Origin of the sequence: Psychrobacter piechaudii (genome assembly GCF_900162825.1) — a bacterium.
Lineage (GTDB): Bacteria > Pseudomonadota > Gammaproteobacteria > Pseudomonadales > Moraxellaceae > Psychrobacter > Psychrobacter piechaudii.
Map to the genome: position 1 here is coordinate 13,477 of NZ_FUGE01000102.1, position 18,909 is coordinate 32,385.

General features: G+C 42.9%; 13 protein-coding genes. 2 read left to right on the forward strand and 11 right to left on the reverse strand.

All coding sequences use genetic code 11. The annotated features are described in order from the left end of the window. Positions 1 to 84: 84 nt before the first annotated feature. The 9 genes from sucD to sdhC form a co-directional block, all read right to left on the reverse strand. Entirely contained in the window at positions 85 to 960 is an 876-nt protein-coding gene (sucD, locus tag A1019T_RS04905) for a succinate--CoA ligase subunit alpha (protein WP_077447771.1), read from the reverse strand. Positions 961 to 993: 33 nt separating this feature from the next. After that, on the reverse strand, positions 994 to 2,163 hold the full coding sequence (gene sucC, locus A1019T_RS04910; RefSeq protein WP_077450676.1) for an ADP-forming succinate--CoA ligase subunit beta: 1,170 nt from the start codon (positions 2,161 to 2,163) through the stop codon (positions 994 to 996). A 137-nt stretch (positions 2,164 to 2,300) separates the two neighbouring features. Then, positions 2,301 to 3,758 carry a dihydrolipoyl dehydrogenase gene (gene lpdA, locus A1019T_RS04915; protein WP_077447769.1) on the reverse strand — a complete coding sequence of 486 codons (1,458 nt, stop codon included), beginning with the start codon at positions 3,756 to 3,758 and terminating at the stop codon, positions 2,301 to 2,303. A 222-nt stretch (positions 3,759 to 3,980) separates the two neighbouring features. Further along, entirely contained in the window at positions 3,981 to 5,207 is a 1,227-nt protein-coding gene (gene odhB / locus A1019T_RS04920; protein ID WP_077450677.1) for a 2-oxoglutarate dehydrogenase complex dihydrolipoyllysine-residue succinyltransferase, read from the reverse strand. Between the two features lie 229 nt (positions 5,208 to 5,436). Next, positions 5,437 to 8,304, reverse strand: a complete 2,868-nt coding sequence (locus tag A1019T_RS04925) for a 2-oxoglutarate dehydrogenase E1 component (protein ID WP_425271928.1) — start codon at positions 8,302 to 8,304, stop codon at positions 5,437 to 5,439. A gap of 1,004 nt (positions 8,305 to 9,308) precedes the next feature. Beyond that, positions 9,309 to 10,019, reverse strand: coding sequence for a succinate dehydrogenase iron-sulfur subunit (locus tag A1019T_RS04930; protein WP_077450679.1), 711 nt, complete (start codon positions 10,017 to 10,019; stop codon positions 9,309 to 9,311). A gap of 116 nt (positions 10,020 to 10,135) precedes the next feature. After that, positions 10,136 to 11,986 (reverse strand): succinate dehydrogenase flavoprotein subunit, encoded by a 1,851-nt coding sequence (gene sdhA / locus A1019T_RS04935; RefSeq protein ID WP_077450680.1) that lies wholly within the window; start codon positions 11,984 to 11,986, stop codon positions 10,136 to 10,138. A gap of 166 nt (positions 11,987 to 12,152) precedes the next feature. After that, a complete protein-coding gene (sdhD, locus tag A1019T_RS04940; RefSeq protein WP_208608034.1) occupies positions 12,153 to 12,506 on the reverse strand; it encodes a succinate dehydrogenase, hydrophobic membrane anchor protein in 354 nt (117 codons plus the stop codon). Positions 12,507 to 12,523: 17 nt separating this feature from the next. Then, positions 12,524 to 12,901: a succinate dehydrogenase, cytochrome b556 subunit gene (gene sdhC, locus A1019T_RS04945; RefSeq protein ID WP_077450682.1), complete on the reverse strand. Its 378-nt coding sequence runs from the start codon at positions 12,899 to 12,901 to the stop codon at positions 12,524 to 12,526. Between the two features lie 1,394 nt (positions 12,902 to 14,295). Between sdhC and gltA the strand changes: the two genes are divergently transcribed. Continuing rightward, positions 14,296 to 15,576, forward strand: a complete 1,281-nt coding sequence (gene gltA / locus A1019T_RS04950) for a citrate synthase (RefSeq protein ID WP_077450683.1) — start codon at positions 14,296 to 14,298, stop codon at positions 15,574 to 15,576. Positions 15,577 to 15,712: 136 nt separating this feature from the next. Here the strand turns inward: gltA and A1019T_RS04955 are convergent, their stop codons facing one another. Next, positions 15,713 to 16,750 carry a hypothetical protein gene (locus tag A1019T_RS04955; protein WP_077450684.1) on the reverse strand — a complete coding sequence of 346 codons (1,038 nt, stop codon included), beginning with the start codon at positions 16,748 to 16,750 and terminating at the stop codon, positions 15,713 to 15,715. After that, the gene (locus tag A1019T_RS04960) at positions 16,747 to 17,268 is read right to left on the reverse strand and encodes a hypothetical protein (RefSeq protein WP_077450697.1); all 522 of its coding nucleotides are present in this window, start codon (positions 17,266 to 17,268) and stop codon (positions 16,747 to 16,749) included. Before A1019T_RS04960 ends, A1019T_RS04955 begins: the two co-directional genes overlap by 4 nt. Positions 17,269 to 17,594: 326 nt before the next feature. Between A1019T_RS04960 and A1019T_RS04965 the strand changes: the two genes are divergently transcribed. Then, entirely contained in the window at positions 17,595 to 18,908 is a 1,314-nt protein-coding gene (locus A1019T_RS04965) for a replication-associated recombination protein A (RefSeq protein WP_077450685.1), read from the forward strand. Position 18,909: the final 1 nt, after the last annotated feature.

The following is an 18,909-nucleotide window of genomic DNA, read 5'->3' on the forward strand; positions in this document are numbered from 1 at the left end:
AATAAAGCCAAAAAAAAGAGCATCCCGAAGGATGCCCTTTTTCATTCAAAGACAGGGGTTAATCTGTCTGAGAGATAAAGCAAATTACCAACCAGTAACTTCTTTAACTGTCTCACCAATCTTAGATGGGTCACGAGTATACGCGATGCCCGCTTCTTCGAATGCTTTGAATTTTTCTTCAGCAGTACCTTTACCACCAGAGATAATCGCACCAGCATGGCCCATACGCTTACCTTTAGGGGCAGTAACACCAGCGATGTAACCGATAACTGGCTTAGTTACATGATCTTTGATGTAAGCGGCTGCTTCTTCTTCAGCAGTACCACCGATTTCACCGATTAGTACGATAGCTTCAGTTTGTGGATCTTCTTCAAACATCTTCAAGCAATCGATTTGGTTCATACCTGGGATTGGGTCACCACCAATACCGATACAAGTTGACTGACCGAAGCCTAGTTTAGTGGTTTGAGCCACAGCTTCATAAGTCAAAGTACCTGAACGTGAGATGATGCCCACTTTACCTGGTAAGTGGATGTGGCCTGGCATAATACCGATTTTGCACTGGCCTGGAGTGATAACGCCTGGGCAGTTTGGACCAACCATTTTCACGTCGCCAGCTTGCTCGATGTAACGTTTTGCTTTTAGCATATCTAGAGTTGGAACACCTTCAGTGATCACAACAATTAGCTTAACGCCTGCGTCTACCGCTTCGATGATTGAATCTAGTACGAAAGGAGCTGGAACATAGATAACTGACGCATCAGCGTTAGTTGCTTCCATAGCTTCCGCCATAGTGTTGAATACTGGCAGACCTAGGTGAGTTTGACCACCTTTACCTGGGGTTACACCACCAACAACTTTAGTACCGTATTCGATAGCTTGTTCTGAATGGAAAGTACCGTTTTTACCAGTAAAACCTTGCACCAATACTTTGGTGTCTTTATCAATTAATACACTCATTATTTACTCCTAATTATGGTCACTTATTTGGGATTATGCAGTTTTTACAGCATCAACAATTTTTTGCGCAGCGTCTGATAAGCCTTGAGCTGAAATGATTTCAACGTCAGATTCATCCAGTAGCTTAGCACCTAACTCAGCATTGTTACCTTCTAAGCGAACCACTACAGGTACAGTTACATTCACTTCTTTAACCGCTGCAATAATTGCTTCAGCAATCATGTCACAACGTACGATACCACCGAAGATGTTGATTAGAACGCCTTGTACGCTGTCATCTTCTAAGATGATTTTGAACGCTTCTACAACGCGATCTTTAGTAGCACCACCACCAACGTCTAGGAAGTTAGCTGGCTTACCGCCGTATAGTTTGATGATGTCCATTGTTGCCATAGCAAGACCGGCACCATTAACCATACAACCAATGTTACCTTCTAGAGCAACATAGTTTAGGTCAAATTCAGCCGCTTTAAGCTCACGCTCGTTTTCTTGTGATGGGTCATGCAATTCAGCGATTTTTGGCTGACGGAATAAAGCGTTCGAATCCACACCGATTTTGCCATCAACACAAGCCAATTCACCGTTTTCACGAACAGCTAGTGGGTTGATTTCAATCATATCGAAATCGTTTTCGATGAATGCTTGATAAGCACCAGTCATTAGTTTAACGAACTGGTTGATTTGCTTGCCTTCTAGACCTAGTTTGAAACCTACTTCACGAGCTTGGAAAGGCAATAAACCTACTAAAGGATCTACTGTGATGCTGAAGATTTTCTCTGGTGTTTCTTCTGCAACTTTTTCAATCTCAACACCACCTTCCGTTGAAGCCATGAAAGTTACACGACGAGTAGCGCGGTCAACTACCGCACCTAGGTATAGCTCAGTTTGTACTGGGTACATGTCTTCTGCAACTAGTACGAAGTTTACTGGCTGACCTTCAGCGTCTGTTTGATAAGTAACTAAGTTAGTACCAATTAGGCTATCAGCAATTTCTTTGGCTTCTTCACGAGTTTTAACAAGCTTAACACCACCTGCTTTACCACGGCCACCAGCGTGAACCTGTGCTTTAATTACAGCAACGTCAGTTGGCGTTTTGTCAAAAGCTTCTGCAGCTTCGTCACCAGAGTATGCAATGATACCTTTCTGGATTGGTAAGCCGTAGCTCTCTAGCAATAGTTTTGCTTGATACTCATGTAAATTCATAAAGTTATCCTTTAGTTTTTTATTTAACAGGTAAAGCTGACACCAGATGCCTAAATCTTTCTAGTGTCAGCAACTTAATTAGTAACAGACTTTTATATCAATACTGATTAGCACTTCACTAAGTCTATAACTGTTTCTTATTTACGTTTTTTACGTTGGATTGCGTGGATAGCACGACCATCAGCTGAAAGAGCTGCTTCATGAACAGCTTCACTGATAGTTGGGTGAGCAAAGGTCATTAACTGTAGGTCTTCAATGCTTGAAACGAATTCCATAGCAATCATACCTTGGTGAACGATATCGCCTGCGCCTGCACAAATAGCGTGCATACCTAATAAGCGGTCAGTTTTGGCATCAGCAACGACTTTAATAGAGCCTTGACCTTCACTTTGTGCCAAAGCACGGCCGTTAGCAGCTAGGTTAAATGACCCGGTCTTAACGTCATAGCCTTGCTCTTTCGCCGCTTGCTCAGTTAAGCCCACCCAAGCAATTTCTGGGTGAGTATAGATGACGTTGATGATGGTGTCATAGTTAACTTGCGCTTTTTCACCATGGATACGCTCAACGGCCATCATGCCCTCTTCCATTGCTTTGTGAGCAAGCATTGGACCACGTACCAAGTCACCGATAGCGTATACGCCATCTAGGTTAGTCTTACACTGATCATCTACTTCAACCAAACCACGGTCAGTTAGAGTGATACCTGAATCTTCACCTAGAAGTTTTTCAGAGTAAGCACGGCGACCCACACAAACGATTAGCTTGTCGAAAGTCTCTTCAGAAGACTCGCCACCTTTTTCGCTGGTCACAACCACTTGGCCGTCTTTAACTTCAGCGTTGGTTACTTTGGTATCAACACGGATGTCTAGACCTTGTTTCTTAAGCAGTTTGCCCGCTTCTTTAGAGATGTCTTTGTCCGCAGCTGCTAAGAACTCAGGTAGGGCTTCATATACCACTACTTCAGCACCTAGACGACGCCATACTGAACCTAGCTCAAGACCGATAACACCAGCACCGATTACGCCTAAACGCTTAGGAGTTTCAGTGAAATCTAGAGCGCCTGTTGAATCAACGATAATACCTTCTTCGTTGTTAACTGGAGCAACAGGGATATCGATAGGCACAGAACCGGCTGCTAAGATCACGTTTTTAGCAGTGATAACCGTTTCTGACTCATCTTCTAGAGCAGTAAACTTAACTTTTTTCTCGTCGCCTTTACCGTCAACTAAAGTACCCCAGCCTTGTAACCAGTCAACGCCGTTGCCTTTAAGAAGCATAGCAACACCGCCAGTTAATTGCTTAACGATACCTTCTTTGCGCTCGATCATTTTAGCAACGTCGATTTCAACGTCACCCGTTGTGATGCCATGCTCTTCTAGATCATGCTTAGTGGCTTCATAACGATGTGATGAATCAAGTAACGCTTTTGATGGGATACAACCTACGTTTAAGCAAGTACCGCCCAATGCCGGCTCACCTTTATAAACGCGTTTTTCGATACAAGCAACGCTCATACCCAATTGACCGGCACGAATAGCGGCTTCATAACCACCTGGACCACCGCCAATAACGACTAAATCATAATTGTCTTTCATAGTATATTCCGTCTTTTAATCAAAGAATTTTACAAGCTCTTTTATTTATAGTTTGAATTATGAAATGACCTATTCATTTATTCTTATGTGACTAATTAGCACAGGGTTCGCTGTTTAGGCTTGCCTATATTCAAAAAAACTATGTGCTAAATAACTTAATAATCAATCAATCCATAACGAAAAAGCTTGTACCAGAATCTCTCTGATACAAGCCCGTTGACCCTATAGGTCAAGTAATAGTCTTGCTGGATCTTCGATCAGCTCTTTGATCGTTACTAAGAACTGTACCGCGTCTTTACCATCAATCATACGGTGGTCATAAGATAGCGCTAGGTACATCATAGGTAGAATTTCAACTTGACCATTAACCGCCATAGGACGATCGTTGATCGCATGCATACCTAGGATAGCTGTTTGTGGTGGGTTCAAGATTGGCGTTGACATGAGTGAACCAAATACACCACCGTTAGTGATAGTGAAAGTACCACCAGTCATTTCTTGTAGTGATAATTTACCATCACGTGCTTTACCAGCAAACTCACGAATACCCGCTTCAACATCTGCCATGCTCATACGGTCTGTATCACGTAATACAGGAACCACAAGACCACGGTCTGAAGATACCGCAACACCTACGTCATAGTAACCATGATAAACGATGTCATCACCGTCGATTGAAGCGTTAACAGCTGGGAAACGTTTTAGCGCTTCAGTAGCGGCTTTAACGAACAATGACATAAAGCCTAGACGCGTACCATGGCGTTTTTCGAACTGATCTTTGTACTTAGCACGAAGATCCATTAATGGCTTCATGTTAACTTCGTTGAACGTGGTTAACATAGCGGTTTCTTGAGTCGCTGATAACAGACGGTTCGCAACAGTCTTACGTAGACGCGTCATTGGAACACGCTTCTCAGTACGCTCACCTACTGATTCAGCTACAGGGCGGCCACTGTCAGACTTGATAGAGCTGTCCGCTTTAAGTGTTGGGTTAGCCATGTCTTGCTTAGTCACACGACCACCACGGCCTGAACCTTCAACATTTTTTGGATCAACACCAGACTCTTTCGCTGCTTTACGAACCGCTGGGCTTTGATCTTTGTGTTCTGCTTCGTCAGCTGCGCTTGCTTCAGGCTTAGCTTCTGCTTTATCTTCAGCTTTCTCTTCTGCTTTGCTTTCTTCAGCAGCGTCATCACCGCCAGTTGTGCCAGTAGCACCAGCTTCAAACTCAGCGATTAGCTCGTCCGAAAGTACGATGTCATCTACTTGCTTAACAATTTTAGTAACCACACCATCATCTGGAGCCACTACTTCTAAAACCACTTTATCGGTTTCGATTTCAGCTAAGATGTCATCACGGTTTACTTGTTCGCCTTCGCTTACGTGCCATTCAACGATAGTACCGTCAGCTACTGACTCTGGAAATACGGGCGCTTTAATTTCTGCCATGGGAACTGCTCCTGTTATAAATATAAAATGATTAATGACTTATTTTAATTCACACAACAAACAACCTCAGGGTTAACTTTACAGTCTTTAGCTATGAATTAGAGTTGTCTATTGTTAAAAGTTGGTTAAGTATTTAAAAGCCAATTAGGATTATAAAACTCGATAAAATCAGTTTGGACAAACACTGAAAGTCTAAGCGACTGATGTGCCGCTTAGACCTCATTAGGATTTATTTAAGTTGATCTACTTCGATACCTAGGCCACCAGCAACCAGCTCTCTTTGCTGACGAACGTGAATCGCCGGCAGACCCGTTGCAGGTGCTGCAGAAGCAGGACGGGCAACAGGCTCAACGATATGTGCTTTAGTAACACGTGGCTGATCGCCTTGTGGGCCAAAGATACGGAACATATGAGGGGCTAAATAGTACCAAGCGCCTTGGTTTAATGGTTCTTCTTGACACCATACAATTTCTTCAAGGTTGGCATATTTTTGCACTTCTTCGACCATTCTTTCTTCAGGCAGTGGGTATAACTGTTCAATACGAACAATAGCCACATGGTCTAGGCCCAGTTCACGGCGCTGCTCAAGCAAGTCGTAGTAAACCTTACCTCCACACATTACCATACGAGTTACTTTATCATTATCTAACTGATCAATCTCAGGTAGAACGGTTTCAAACTTACCGTTTGCCAGCTCTTCTAATTCTGAAGTAGCCAGCTTATGACGCAATAAGCTCTTTGGAGACATCACTACCAATGGCTTACGAATTGGACGTACCGCTTGACGACGTAAGGCATGGAAGATCTGAGCCGGTGTGGTCGGGGTGATTACTTGCATGTTGTCTTCAGCACATAGCTGTAAGAAGCGCTCTAAACGGGCGGAGGAATGCTCAGGACCCTGACCCTCAAAGCCGTGTGGTAATAACATAGTTAAACCACATACACGTTGCCACTTAGTTTCACCACTCGAGATGAACTGGTCGATAACTACTTGGGCACCGTTTACAAAGTCACCGAACTGAGCTTCCCAAATGATTAAGGCATTAGGCACAGTGGTTGCGTAACCGTATTCGAATGCCAATACCGCTTCTTCTGACAACAATGAGTTGTAAGTTGCGAAACGGGCCTGAGTATCATTCAAATGTGCTAATGGTACATACATCTCACCATTTTCAACGTTGAAGATTTCAGAGTGACGGTGTGAGAACGTACCACGACCCACGTCTTCACCAGTAATACGAACTAGAAAACCTTCATCTACTAGTGACGCATAAGCTAAAGTCTCAGCTGCACCCCAGTTTAAGGGCTCTTCACCGGTTTGCATCGCTAAGCGCTGCTCAACCATTTTTTGAACTTGGCGCTGTAGCTTAAAGCCTTCTGGCATGGCTGCCATACGGCGACCATATTCTTTTAGTTTCTCGATATCCACACTAGTATCCCAGTCATCTTCTAACTCATGACCTAGGTACGGACTCCAGTCGACATAAAGCTCTTCGTTTGGTTCTTGTACCAACGAGTTGGCTACATATTCGCCTTTGTCTAGCGCTTCACGGTACTCGTCATCAAGCCTCTTGTCATCTCCTTCGGAGATCACACCTTCCGCCAACAGTCTTTGTGCATACTGAGTACGAGTAGTCGGTAGCTTCTTGATGATGGCATACATTAACGGCTGAGTGGCTGATGGCTCATCGGCTTCGTTGTGACCGTTACGGCGGTAGCAGAATAGATCGATTACAATGTCTTTATGGAACTCGTGACGATAATCTAGTGCCATTTGTGCCGCGAATACCACCGCTTCAGGATCATCACCATTAACGTGAATGATTGGGGCGTGAACCATCTTGGCAATGTCAGTACAGTATTCAGTAGAGCGCGCGTCTTCTTGACGGCTTGTGGTAAAGCCCACTTGGTTGTTGATAACGATGTGAACCGTACCGCCTGTGGTATAAGCTCGAGTCTGTGACATCTGGAACGTTTCTTGAACCACACCCTGAGCGGCAATGGCGGCATCACCATGTACTACTAGCGGCAATACTAAATTACCATCGGTATCGTTACGACGAACTTGACGTGCCCGTACTGAGCCTTCTAGTACTGGTGAGACAATTTCAAGATGTGAGGGGTTGAACGCTAGGGCTAAGTGAGCTTCACCACCTGGTGTCATAACGTTTGATGAATAACCATTGTGATACTTAACATCACCTGACCCTTTTTCAGGCATCACTTTACCATCGAACTCATCAAATAAGTCCGCTGGATTTTTACCTAAAATGTTCACTAATAAGTTTAGACGACCACGGTGAGCCATACCCATAACTATTTCTTTGGTACCGTAGCCACCCGCACGCTGAATGATTTCATGCACTGCTGGAATAAAGCTTTCACCGCCTTCAAGACCAAAACGCTTAACCCCAGTATATTTACGAGCTAAGTATTTTTCTAAGCCTTCAGCAGCGGTTAAACGCTCAAGGATTTCTTTTTTCTTCTCTTTATCGAACTTGATGTAACCTAAGTTGGTTTCCATGTAGTTTTCAAACCAACGCTTCTCAGTGCTGGTAGTTACATGCATATACTCAAGGCCAATATGACCACAGTAAATACGCTCAGCCACTTCAATAATTTCACGAAGCGTCGCTTCAGGCTTACCGATATTAAAGTCACTGGTTGGGAAAACTGTATCTAAATCTGCTTCAGACAAGCCATGATATTCTAAAGTTAAATCTTCTACTGGAGCGCGGGCTTGTAGCTGTAATGGGTCAAGCTTCGCACGGCGGTGACCTCGACGACGGTAAGCAGAAATTAATTTCTGTACGCCCATCTGACGAGGATCCATGCAGTTGGTATCAGAGCCAGAACCGGCGGGAGCTGCCCCACCTTTATTGGCTGTTTGATTGCGGGCCAACAGTAAGAACTGATCCTGGATAGCATGGTGCAAAGCATCATTACCCGTTTCATATTCTTTAAAGTAAGCCTGCCAATCAGCATCTACACTGTCTGGGTCTTGTAGGTATTGCTCATATAGCGACTCGATATAAGTTGCGTTGTCGCCTGCAAGTTCTGTCGCACTTGCTGCTTTTAAAGCATCTTCATTAGTCATAGTATTCATAGTCTTTTCTTATTTACATTAAGGTTTAATTTAAATAAAACGTATTTAGATCAAGCTATTGGTGTCAGTAACTTATTTTATCAATTAAAATCATTAATCTTGTTAAAGTCTGTAGTCAGTTTACTCAATCGATAATGAGTAATGTTTCCCAATGATCCGTGATACTTACCATCACCTGGCCAAAAGTTAGACCATACAATTTTTTATAGGCCAATATTTCTAATGCCAAAAGATAGTCATGTGCAATTAACCAGTTTTAAGGCTTCACTTTGGAATATAGGCTAAAAATAATTATTTACAAAGCTAGTTGCTTGAAACTTAGTTTTTTAAACCCACCTGGTGCCTTAGGTACTTTAAGATTTCAGTAAGCAATCTGCTTAGCACTTTGATCTTTTTTGCTAATCTTAATTGGCTTAATTTATTATACAGTCACTAGTCACCGTGACCCGACAGCTAACCTCACGAACCTAGCTATTGCTGCACTTATTAACCACTATGGGGACATTTTAGTCGATTACTACCTTTAAACTCTTTCTAATATCAGCCTTGTACACGCTAGGAGAAATTAAAATCTTGGTGTTCCACTACAAAACAGCGTCTCTTTCAATCAATAGATTCGCAATCAAAACACCCATATTCAAAATAGCTAACCTCATTTAGGTACGACTCTGTTCTAACTAAACCCCGATTCTTATCGTGGCTTTCATTACCTTCAACCTGTGCCATATTCTACCTCGAAATGAAATAAGAATACAGTTGAACACTCAAAGTAAGGGTAACCTGTAACCAAAAGGCTCTGATTTTGTTTGTTTAATACTAGGTATTTAGAAACTAAATGTTCATCATTTGGGCACTGCTAATTTTAACAAAAAAAGACCCCTATCAACAAATAGAGGTCTGTGGTATTCACGTAAAGGGTTGCTAATCGATAGTGATACCTTTTTTCTAAATTAATATTATCACAGTCTTAATTAACTAAACCAACTAATTAAGGATTAGCCGGCTTGTTCTAGTAACAAGTTACGTAGATGACCAATCGCGCGCGTTGGGTTCAAGCCTTTAGGGCAAACTGCTACACAGTTCATAATACCACGGCAACGGAATAAGCTGAATGGGTCATCCATACGGGCTAAACGTGCTTGAGTATCTGTATCACGGCTATCTGCTACAAAGCGATAAGCATGAAGTAAAGCAGAAGGACCTAAGAACTTATCTGGGTTCCACCAGAAAGATGGGCAGCTGGTTGAACAGCAAGCACATAAAATACACTCATACAGTCCGTTTAGCTTCTCACGTTGTTCAGGAGACTGTAGACGCTCTGTTGGCGGTGCTGGCTGATCGTTAATTAAGAAAGGATGAACTTTTTCATACTGCTCATAGAATTGGTTCATGTCCACAACCAAATCACGTACCACAGGCAGACCTGGTAGAGGACGTACTGTGATTTTCTCTGGTAAGGTGTTCATGTTAACCAAACATGCCAAGCCGTTTTTACCATTGATGTTCACACCATCAGAACCACAAATACCTTCACGGCAAGAGCGTCTAAACGTGATGCTTTCATCTTGTTTTTTCAAACGTAGTAAAACGTCAAGCAACATACGATCAGAGTCTAAAAGCTCAATCGTATAAGTTTGCATGTAAGGGGCTGCGTCCTTATCAGGATCGTAGCGGTATATCTCAATGGTGCGAGTACCTCGGCTCATAGTGCTAACTCCACACGGCGTAAAGCTGCTTTACATTCTCCCAACTTGGGTCAGGCTCCACAGCTTTACTAATTCAAAAAATTAAATTCAAATAGGTTGCGTTAATCAAGCTTGGCTTAGTAAACGCGTACTTTTGGCTCAACGTAATCAACAGTCAATGGTACTTTACGAACTGGCTTATAAATAATCTTATTGCCTTCAGAGTACCAAATAGTGTGCTTCATCCATTCGTTGTCGTTACGACCGTTTGGCGCAACAGCATCATCTTCTGGACGCTCATAGTCAAGCACGGTATGGGCACCACGACACTCATGACGCTTAGAAGCTGAAAGCATAGTTGCTTTGGCTACTTCATAAAGGTTAGCAACTTCTAAAGCTTCAATACGCGCAGTGTTGAACACTTGCGATTTGTCAGCTAAGTGAATGTTGTCCACTTTTTCTTGAAGCGCTAATAACTTCTCAACCCCTTCGTCCATCAATGCTTGAGTACGGAATACACTGGCGTGCTTCTGCATCGTTGCACGAATTTCATCCGCCACGTCTTGAGCATTATAACCCTGAGTAGACTGCTGTAGCTTATTCAAGCGGTTCATAGTGAAGTCTAGAACACGAGGGTTCATTGGATGATAGTTGTGGTCAGAACTGCTGAAATTATCAATGATATGCTTACCTGCAGCACGGCCGAATACAACCAAGTCAAGTAGTGAGTTAGTACCTAAACGGTTGGCACCGTGAACACTCACACAAGCACACTCACCAATGGCATATAGACCTTTAACGATCTTACCTTCAGTGTATAGACCTTCTTCGTCTACTGGACCTTCTAAATCTGGAACAATAACCTGACCGTTAATCGTGGTTGGGATACCGCCCATCATATAGTGAATGGTTGGAATAACTGGGATTGGCTCTTTGGTAATATCAACGTTAGCAAAGTTTTTACCAATCTCAAATACTGAAGGCAGACGCTTCATGATGGTGTCCACACCTAAGTGAGTCATGTCCATCACGATATGGTCACCATTTGGACCACAACCACGGCCTTCTTTGATCTCTTGGTCCATTGAACGTGATACTAGGTCACGAGGAGCCAAGTCTTTAACTGTTGGCGCGTAACGCTCCATGAAAGCTTCACCATCTTTGTTACGTAAGATAGCGCCTTCACCACGGCACCCTTCGGTTAGTAGTACACCAGCACCGAATACACCCGTTGGGTGGAACTGCCAGAACTCCATATCTTGTAATGGAATACCAGCACGTACTGCCATACCTAGGCCGTCACCAGTGTTAATGTAAGCGTTGGTAGAAGCGGCGAAAATACGACCTGCACCACCTGTTGCTAATATAGTGTTGGTGGCTTGGAATACGGCCACAGTACCGGTTTCTTGGTCAATAGCCACTACGCCATTGATGTCGCCTTTTTCATCTTTAATAAGGTCAAGTGCGATCCACTCGATAAAGAATTCAGTACCCGCTTCTAAGTTCTTTTGGTATAGCGTGTGTAGTAGCGCGTGGCCAGTACGGTCAGCGGCAGCACAAGCACGTTGTACCGCTTTTTCACCATAGTTTGAAGTGTGACCACCGAATGGACGCTGATAGATAGTTCCGTCTGGGTTACGGTCAAACGGCATACCCATGTGCTCAAGCTCATACACTACTTTTGGTGCTTCGCGGCACATAAATTCGATAGCGTCTTGGTCACCCAACCAGTCTGACCCTTTTACGGTGTCATAGAAGTGGAAGTGCCAGTTATCATCACTCATGTTACCTAAACTAGCTCCAATTCCCCCTTGAGCCGCAACAGTGTGCGAACGGGTTGGGAATACTTTGGTAATGACAGCTACGTTCATGCCGCCTTCTGCTAATTGCAGAGCTGCACGCATACCTGAGCCGCCACCGCCAACGATAACAGAGTCGTAATTTAGGGTTTTAATATTGCTAATTGTATTGTCTTGTCTAGTTGCCATTACGTTTTCCTAATGAATACGTTAGTCGTCATATTAGCTGGCGATGGGTGCTATAAGGTAACTTCAATTAAAACTCAGTTACGATATAGCCTCACATTACCAGACAGGCTCGCTTTAATCTAAATTGGTTTGGTTCATGTAATTAACTAAAGAATGCTTTAGTTAATTACATAATACCGCGGCCCCAAAAAATCATGACGCCCCAGAATAGGTATACCAAAATTGCGATAATCATAGCAGCCTGTAGCACGATGCGTAAGCCAGTAGATTTGATATAGTCGGTGAATACCGTCCACATACCTACCCAAGCGTGTACTGCTAAGGCAACGACTGCCAATAAGCTTAACAAACGCATTGGCATACTCATCATGAAGTCGCGCCACTGATCATAGTGAAGATCACCATTGAACAAGAAAAAGCCTACCATGACAACTGAGTATACGGCTAATACAACAGCGCTAATACGCTGCATAATCCAATCGCGCGAACCTGAGCCAGTTAGCCCTGTCGCACTTTTAATTCCAGAATCATTTCTCATTAGAACATCACCCATATAAATGACAGCACTATCAATATAGCGGCAATAACAAAGCTCACAATTGACGCTGTTCTACCAGACTGAAGGTCTTCATTGAAGCCCATGTCGGCAAATAAATGTTTGATACCCATAACAAAGTGGTAAGCAGTCGCGGCAACAAAGATCCACGCAATAAAGCGTAGCACCATGTTGTCAAAAACAGCGTCAAAGTGTTGAGGAGAATATAAAGAAGTTTGCAAAAGCCACAGCATCACTGGAATTAAGATGAAAAGAATAATTCCTGAGATACGATGTAAAATCGAAGCTCTGGCCGTCGGTGAACTGTTAACGCTTATCACTTGGCTAAGTGGCAGATTAATCGGTCGGTTGCTTTTCACAGCGGGCGTCCTTTTGCGGTTGACACTCGTGGTTGCGTTTTTAAGGCTCAGCGATTTATAGAGTAATGGAATAAAAAGTCAGACCAACTTTACAAGCAGTCAAATCTTAATTCATTACCACAGTTCGAAGGCCTAAAACGGACACGAGACGGATAAGTTAAGGAGTTGCTAACTGGCTAAATTCATACCTAGCCGTACTGTAAAGCTACAGCACTCTAAATATATTTCTTAATATAAATAAGTATAAAAATGACTTAGAGCATATAGATTCGATGCTAAAGCTTACGCCTTTATGCTAAGGCGTTGGCGACCAACACTTAGTTAAATTATTGTTTTTGCAAGAAAATGTACTCGAAAATTTATAATTAATACTGTTGTATACCATACTAAATGGGGACTTGCCCCGGATACCAATTATATATAAATCCACGTCTATTTCTGCACTCACAATCAATTAAATAAATGGTAAGCCAGCATCTATAACGCAGTAATTATAGAGTTTGTTGCTATCAATTACAAATAAAATACCAAATTAGCTTTTATATTCACTTTATTTATTAACAGAATATAAGAAAAAGATCATAGTTGACTGTGTCTAAGCTGACTTTATGACAGCGATTCTTACTAAAGCGTAACTAAATATTACCAAAAAAATCCTATGTCAATCCTAACTAAGCAGGCTCAACCACTTGCCTATACCCCATTCTACTTTAAGGCTTAGCTTTATAATTAAGCGGTTAATGAGTTTATGCTGTGAGGTAAAAAATGTTTTGCCCGTTAAAACAAGAGTGGCTTAAAAACGCTTGAGAAGTTATCAAGTTGGCGGTCATAGATTGACTAAAGAGGGGATTTTGCGTTATAAATGTTTTTTCAATTCAATAGACTTACTGCTAGTATATAATCGGTATGTGCCAATACCTTTCCCATATTGGGTCTAAAACTGCTAATATGACTTTATAAACCACTCTAAACCTAGAGGCTTTTAACTCTGAGCTTAGAGAAGTGATATAAGCTAGCAATCATGACCTTTTTCAGTCATCCTTGCCAGGCAAATAGGCATAAATAACAACCCCAAAGTTAACCTAGCTGACTTTCAGCTATTGGCAGCTAGGGGAGTGTTATACCGAATAAAAGCAAATTAAAAAATATTTTTTAATGGTTTTTTAGGCTAATTAAATTATTTGAGGTAAGCCCCTTCCAAGACGTGAGTTTTTAAGTAACGCGCGCTTTAAATAAAGTAATTAGCAAATGTGTTTTTTAAGTGTCATACCCCGATAGCCTGCTTAATTTAGCAAGCAAGTAGATTTGTCTTAAGACAGACTAACTGTTTTCTATATTATCGTGGATGTTATCGACCCAAACTTACTGTTTATTCCAATAATTAAGAGGATTTTATGGCTAACGAAACTGCATATCTAAAGGTAGATGGACAGGAATACGAATTACCAATCATCAAGGGCACTCTTGGTCCGTCAGTAGTTGACGTTTCAGCTTTCCAAACTGCAGGCTACTGGACTTACGATCCAGGCTTTAAAGTAACGGCTCCTGTTGAGTCAGAAATTACTTACATCGATGGTGACAAAGGTGAATTGTTGCACCGTGGCTACCCAATCGATCAATTAGCTGAAAACGCTGAATATCTAGAAGTTTGCTACGCTCTACTACATGGCGATTTACCAAACGCTGAGCAAAAAGAAGACTTCTACAAAAAAGTAAGAGAGCATACTGGAGTTCATGACCAGTTACGTAAATTCTTCGAAGGTTTCCGTCGTGATGCGCACCCAATGGCCATCATGGTAGGTGTTGTGGGCGCTCTATCTGCGTTCTATCATGACAACCTAGACGTTACTGATGAAAAACAGCGTGAAATCACTGCTATTCGCCTAATCTCAAAAATGCCAACTATCGCGGCAATGAGCTATAAGTACACCAAAGGCGAACCATTCATGTACCCACGTAACGACTTCAGTTACGCAGAAAACTTCTTATACATGATGTTTGCAACGCCAGCTGATACAGATTATAAAGTAGATCCAGTTCTAGTTAGAGCTATGGACAAGATCTTCACTCTACACGCTGACCACGAACAAAACGCTTCTACTTCTACTGTCCGTTTAACCGCTTCTACTGGTGCAAACCCATACGCTTGTATCGCTGCTGGTATCGTAGCTCTATGGGGCCCATCACACGGTGGTGCTAACGAAGCTGTACTACAGATGCTAGATGAAATCGGTACTGTTGAGAACGTTGACGAGTTCATGGAAAAAGTAAAACGCAAAGAAGTGAAGCTAATGGGCTTCGGTCACCGCGTTTACAAAAACTTCGACCCACGTGCTAAAGTTATGAAAGAAACTTGTGACGAAGTTTTAGGTGCTTTAGGTATCAACGATCCTAAGCTTGAACTGGCTATGAAACTTGAGAAAATCGCTCTAGAAGACGAGTACTTCGTAAAACGTAACCTATATCCAAACGTTGACTTCTACTCAGGTATCATCCTAAAAGCGATCGGTATCCCAACTTCAATGTTCACCGTTATCTTCGCTCTAGCGCGTACTTCTGGTTGGATCAGCCACTTGTTAGAAATGCACTCAGCACCATTCAAGATTGGTCGTCCACGTCAGTTATACACTGGTGAAACTAAGCGTGACTTCGTAAAAGTTGAAGACCGAAAATAAGAAATCCTATAGCTTATAAGCTACTTATAAGACTAAAAAAAGCGTCCGATATATATATCGGACGCTTTTTTAATGTCTGTAACCATGGCTGCAACTTAGCTATTAAAGCTACTTAATCCTAGCTATTTAAAATGGGCTATTTAAACTTTTTTAACCTTTCCTCATAACTTTTGATTTGCTCATCATAAGCAGCTATCTTCTCATTGAACTCTTTTGCTAAGGCATCAAATTCAGCAGACTGTAATTGCTTTAGGGCTTCCAGCTCAGCGCTTTGCTGGCGCTCTATCTGCTCCCACGTTTGATATTGCTTTAACAGTCGTGCCAAAGAGGGACTCTTGAGGACCAGTCGCTGTGCTAGCTCAGCATTATTAAACACGGCCGGCGTTAACATAGCTACGCTCAATAAGGTATCAATGGCTTGAGCCGGTAGCGGTGTCTCATCATCAAAGTACAGCGCTTGCATCGCCACATTGTAGCGCTCTTGAATCTCTACTGCGGTCAGCTCCTCTGGTGGCACCATGGCTAGATTAATCAGTGGCAACTCTTGTAGCGTCAATTGCCCCATCTCCACATCTGATATGCCCTGCTCTTCTTCTTTGGCTTGAGCAGCCTCTGCTGTCTCGCCAGCTTGCTGATTGGCTGTGGTAGAAGCTGAAGTTTCCGGATCAGTTTCTTCTACCTCTACTGTCGCATCAGTTAATTCAGAACCCACTGTATTTTGGTTTTGGGTGCTTTTAGCCGATTCTGTATTTTCAGTATTTCTTTTTTGATCAATTAACTTTTGTCCGACTGTCTTTTTCTCTGGAACTGCATTTGTCGAATTATCAGCAGCTTCCGCAGCTTCAAATAAAGCCTTATTGTCCTCTGGGCTGTCTGCCGCTTGTAGGGCTTCATATTCAGCCAGCTGACTTTGCTGCAGATTAAGCTTACGCTTCACGTACTCTTCTTCAAAACGGGCTATCTGAGCTTTGGCCGACTCGCTCATCACCACACTTAGTGTACTTTCTTGCGAGGTTTGGGTCGCACTGTCCGTAGTAACCTCTTCAGAGGTAGGCTGACACCCTGCCAAACCTATGGTTGCCCCTAAGGCTATCACCATCAAGCCTTTGCGGCTTTTCATTACCGTTAAGCCAGATTTGGAAGCAAAGGTGGTCTTGGATTTGTGGTTCATCATGCTTGATATTCCTTATTATTATTGTCCTTGTTTTTATAATCTGGATGTTGCTGCAAAAAAGGGATACAGGCCTGCCACGCTCCGCAATCCTTGCCCTGTTCACGGCGCACAAAGTAATCTTGCACCATACGTGCCTGCTGCTCAATACCATAAGTGAAAAAAGGCTTACCTTCTTGCAAGATATAGTCATAGCGGCGATTCCTCATTGCCCCACTCACCACTTTTAGACCTTGTTGCAGCTGCCAGACATGAGTGAGCTCATGAATCAACCAACTTTTTTTACCTAGCGACTGTTTACTGAAGTCCTCTACCCAATCTTTGGGATTAAAATAAATATTGCCATTGGGACTGACCGCATAATTTTTTAGCACCCACCAGGCTGTCTTTAGACGCACCTGACTGACATCAAAGTCTGGCCCAAACACCGAATGTGCCATTTTTATTTCCGCCTCAGTTAAGGGACGGCTTTTTTGTTGTGTTGTTGGTACAGCTAAGGCTTTGGCCGATAAGCGGCCCATAGGCTTTGGTAGTTTTTTCAGCTGTTTTTTTAGCTTCTTTTTTAGTTGGGATCGCATGATTCTGACTCTGGCAATAGGCTATTTATATTTGATAACAAAATACTAAATTAGGGAGCGCCAATTATAGATAATAAACTAATAATGAGTGCGGCCGCTAGTAACTGCAAGGGTCGGTCACATCAGCGCACATTTAAGACACAACCCATTGACTTAGCCATTACAAAAATCATATCTAGTTACCTGAGCTTAACTTGCATTTTGGCCAGTTTTGAGCTGTAATCAGGGGCTTACATCCTTCTATTTAGCTAAGGTATTCACTGTTTATTATGTTCAATACCCGTAACCCTTCTTATTCTGATACACCTTTAGCGCAGCGTATGCGTCCCAAATCTTTGCAGCAGGTTATTGGACAGACTCACCTTCTGGCACCGGGAGCACCCATCCGCCGCTTTGTCGATCATGGTCACCTGCCCTCCCTGATTTTGCATGGCGAGGCTGGGATTGGCAAGACCACCATTGCTATGCTGTTGGCCGATGCAGTGGGCCGCCCTTTTTACCCATTATCGGCGATTAATACTGGGGTCAAGCAGTTACGCGAAGTCCTCGATGCGGGCAGTAAATCAGGTCAAGCCGGATTGGACTTTGTCGCTCCTGTGGTATTTATCGATGAGATTCACCGCTTTAATAAAGCGCAGCAAGATGCCCTACTTGGCGCTGTCGAGTCAGGCGATATTACCTTAATTGGGGCCACTACCGAAAACCCTTCATTTAGTGTTAATAACGCTCTACTCTCCCGCTGTCAGGTTTATCGTTTAGAGCCGTTAACTGAAGAGCAGATTGAACAGCTGCTACAACGGGCCATAGTAGAAGATGAGTTTTTATCTAAATTAGATATTCAACTACAAGCGATTCCGCAGATTGCCAAATTGGCACAAGGTGATGCTCGTAAATCACTAAATTTATTAGAGCTTGCGGTTCAAGCTTCAGACCATAGTCAGCAGCCGATAGTCATTGATGACACCCTACTTGCCAGTGTGGCGCAAACTGCCCTGCAGCGCTATGACAAAGATGGCGATCAGCATTACGATATTATCTCGGCCATGATTAAGTCGGTACGTGGCTCAGACCCTGATGCGGCTTTATATTGGATGGCACGAATGTTGGTAGCAGGCGAGCCACCAGAGTTTATTGCCAGACGTTTGGTTATCTTAGCCAGTGAAGATATTGGTAATGCCAATCCCAATGCGCTGCTACTCGCTGATGCTGCTCTACGTTCGGTAAAAATGATTGGTATGCCCGAAGCGCGTATTATCTTAGGTCAAGTGGTGGTGTATTTGGCCACGTCAGCCAAAAGTAACAGCACTTATTTGGCGATTAATAAAGCGATGCAACTGGCACAAAAAGATCAGTCTCCGGTACCACTCCATCTGCGTAACGGGGTAACCAAACTGATGCAAACCCAAGGTTATGGCGAAGGGTATATTTATCCTCATGATTATCCCAATCATTATCAGCATCAGCAATATCTGCCTGATAATTTAGTCGGTACCCAGTTTTATCAGTATGCCGATAACCAACGTGAGCAACACAGCCTACAATTTATGCAGTGGTTAAAATCTCAGCCTAATACAAATCAATAGC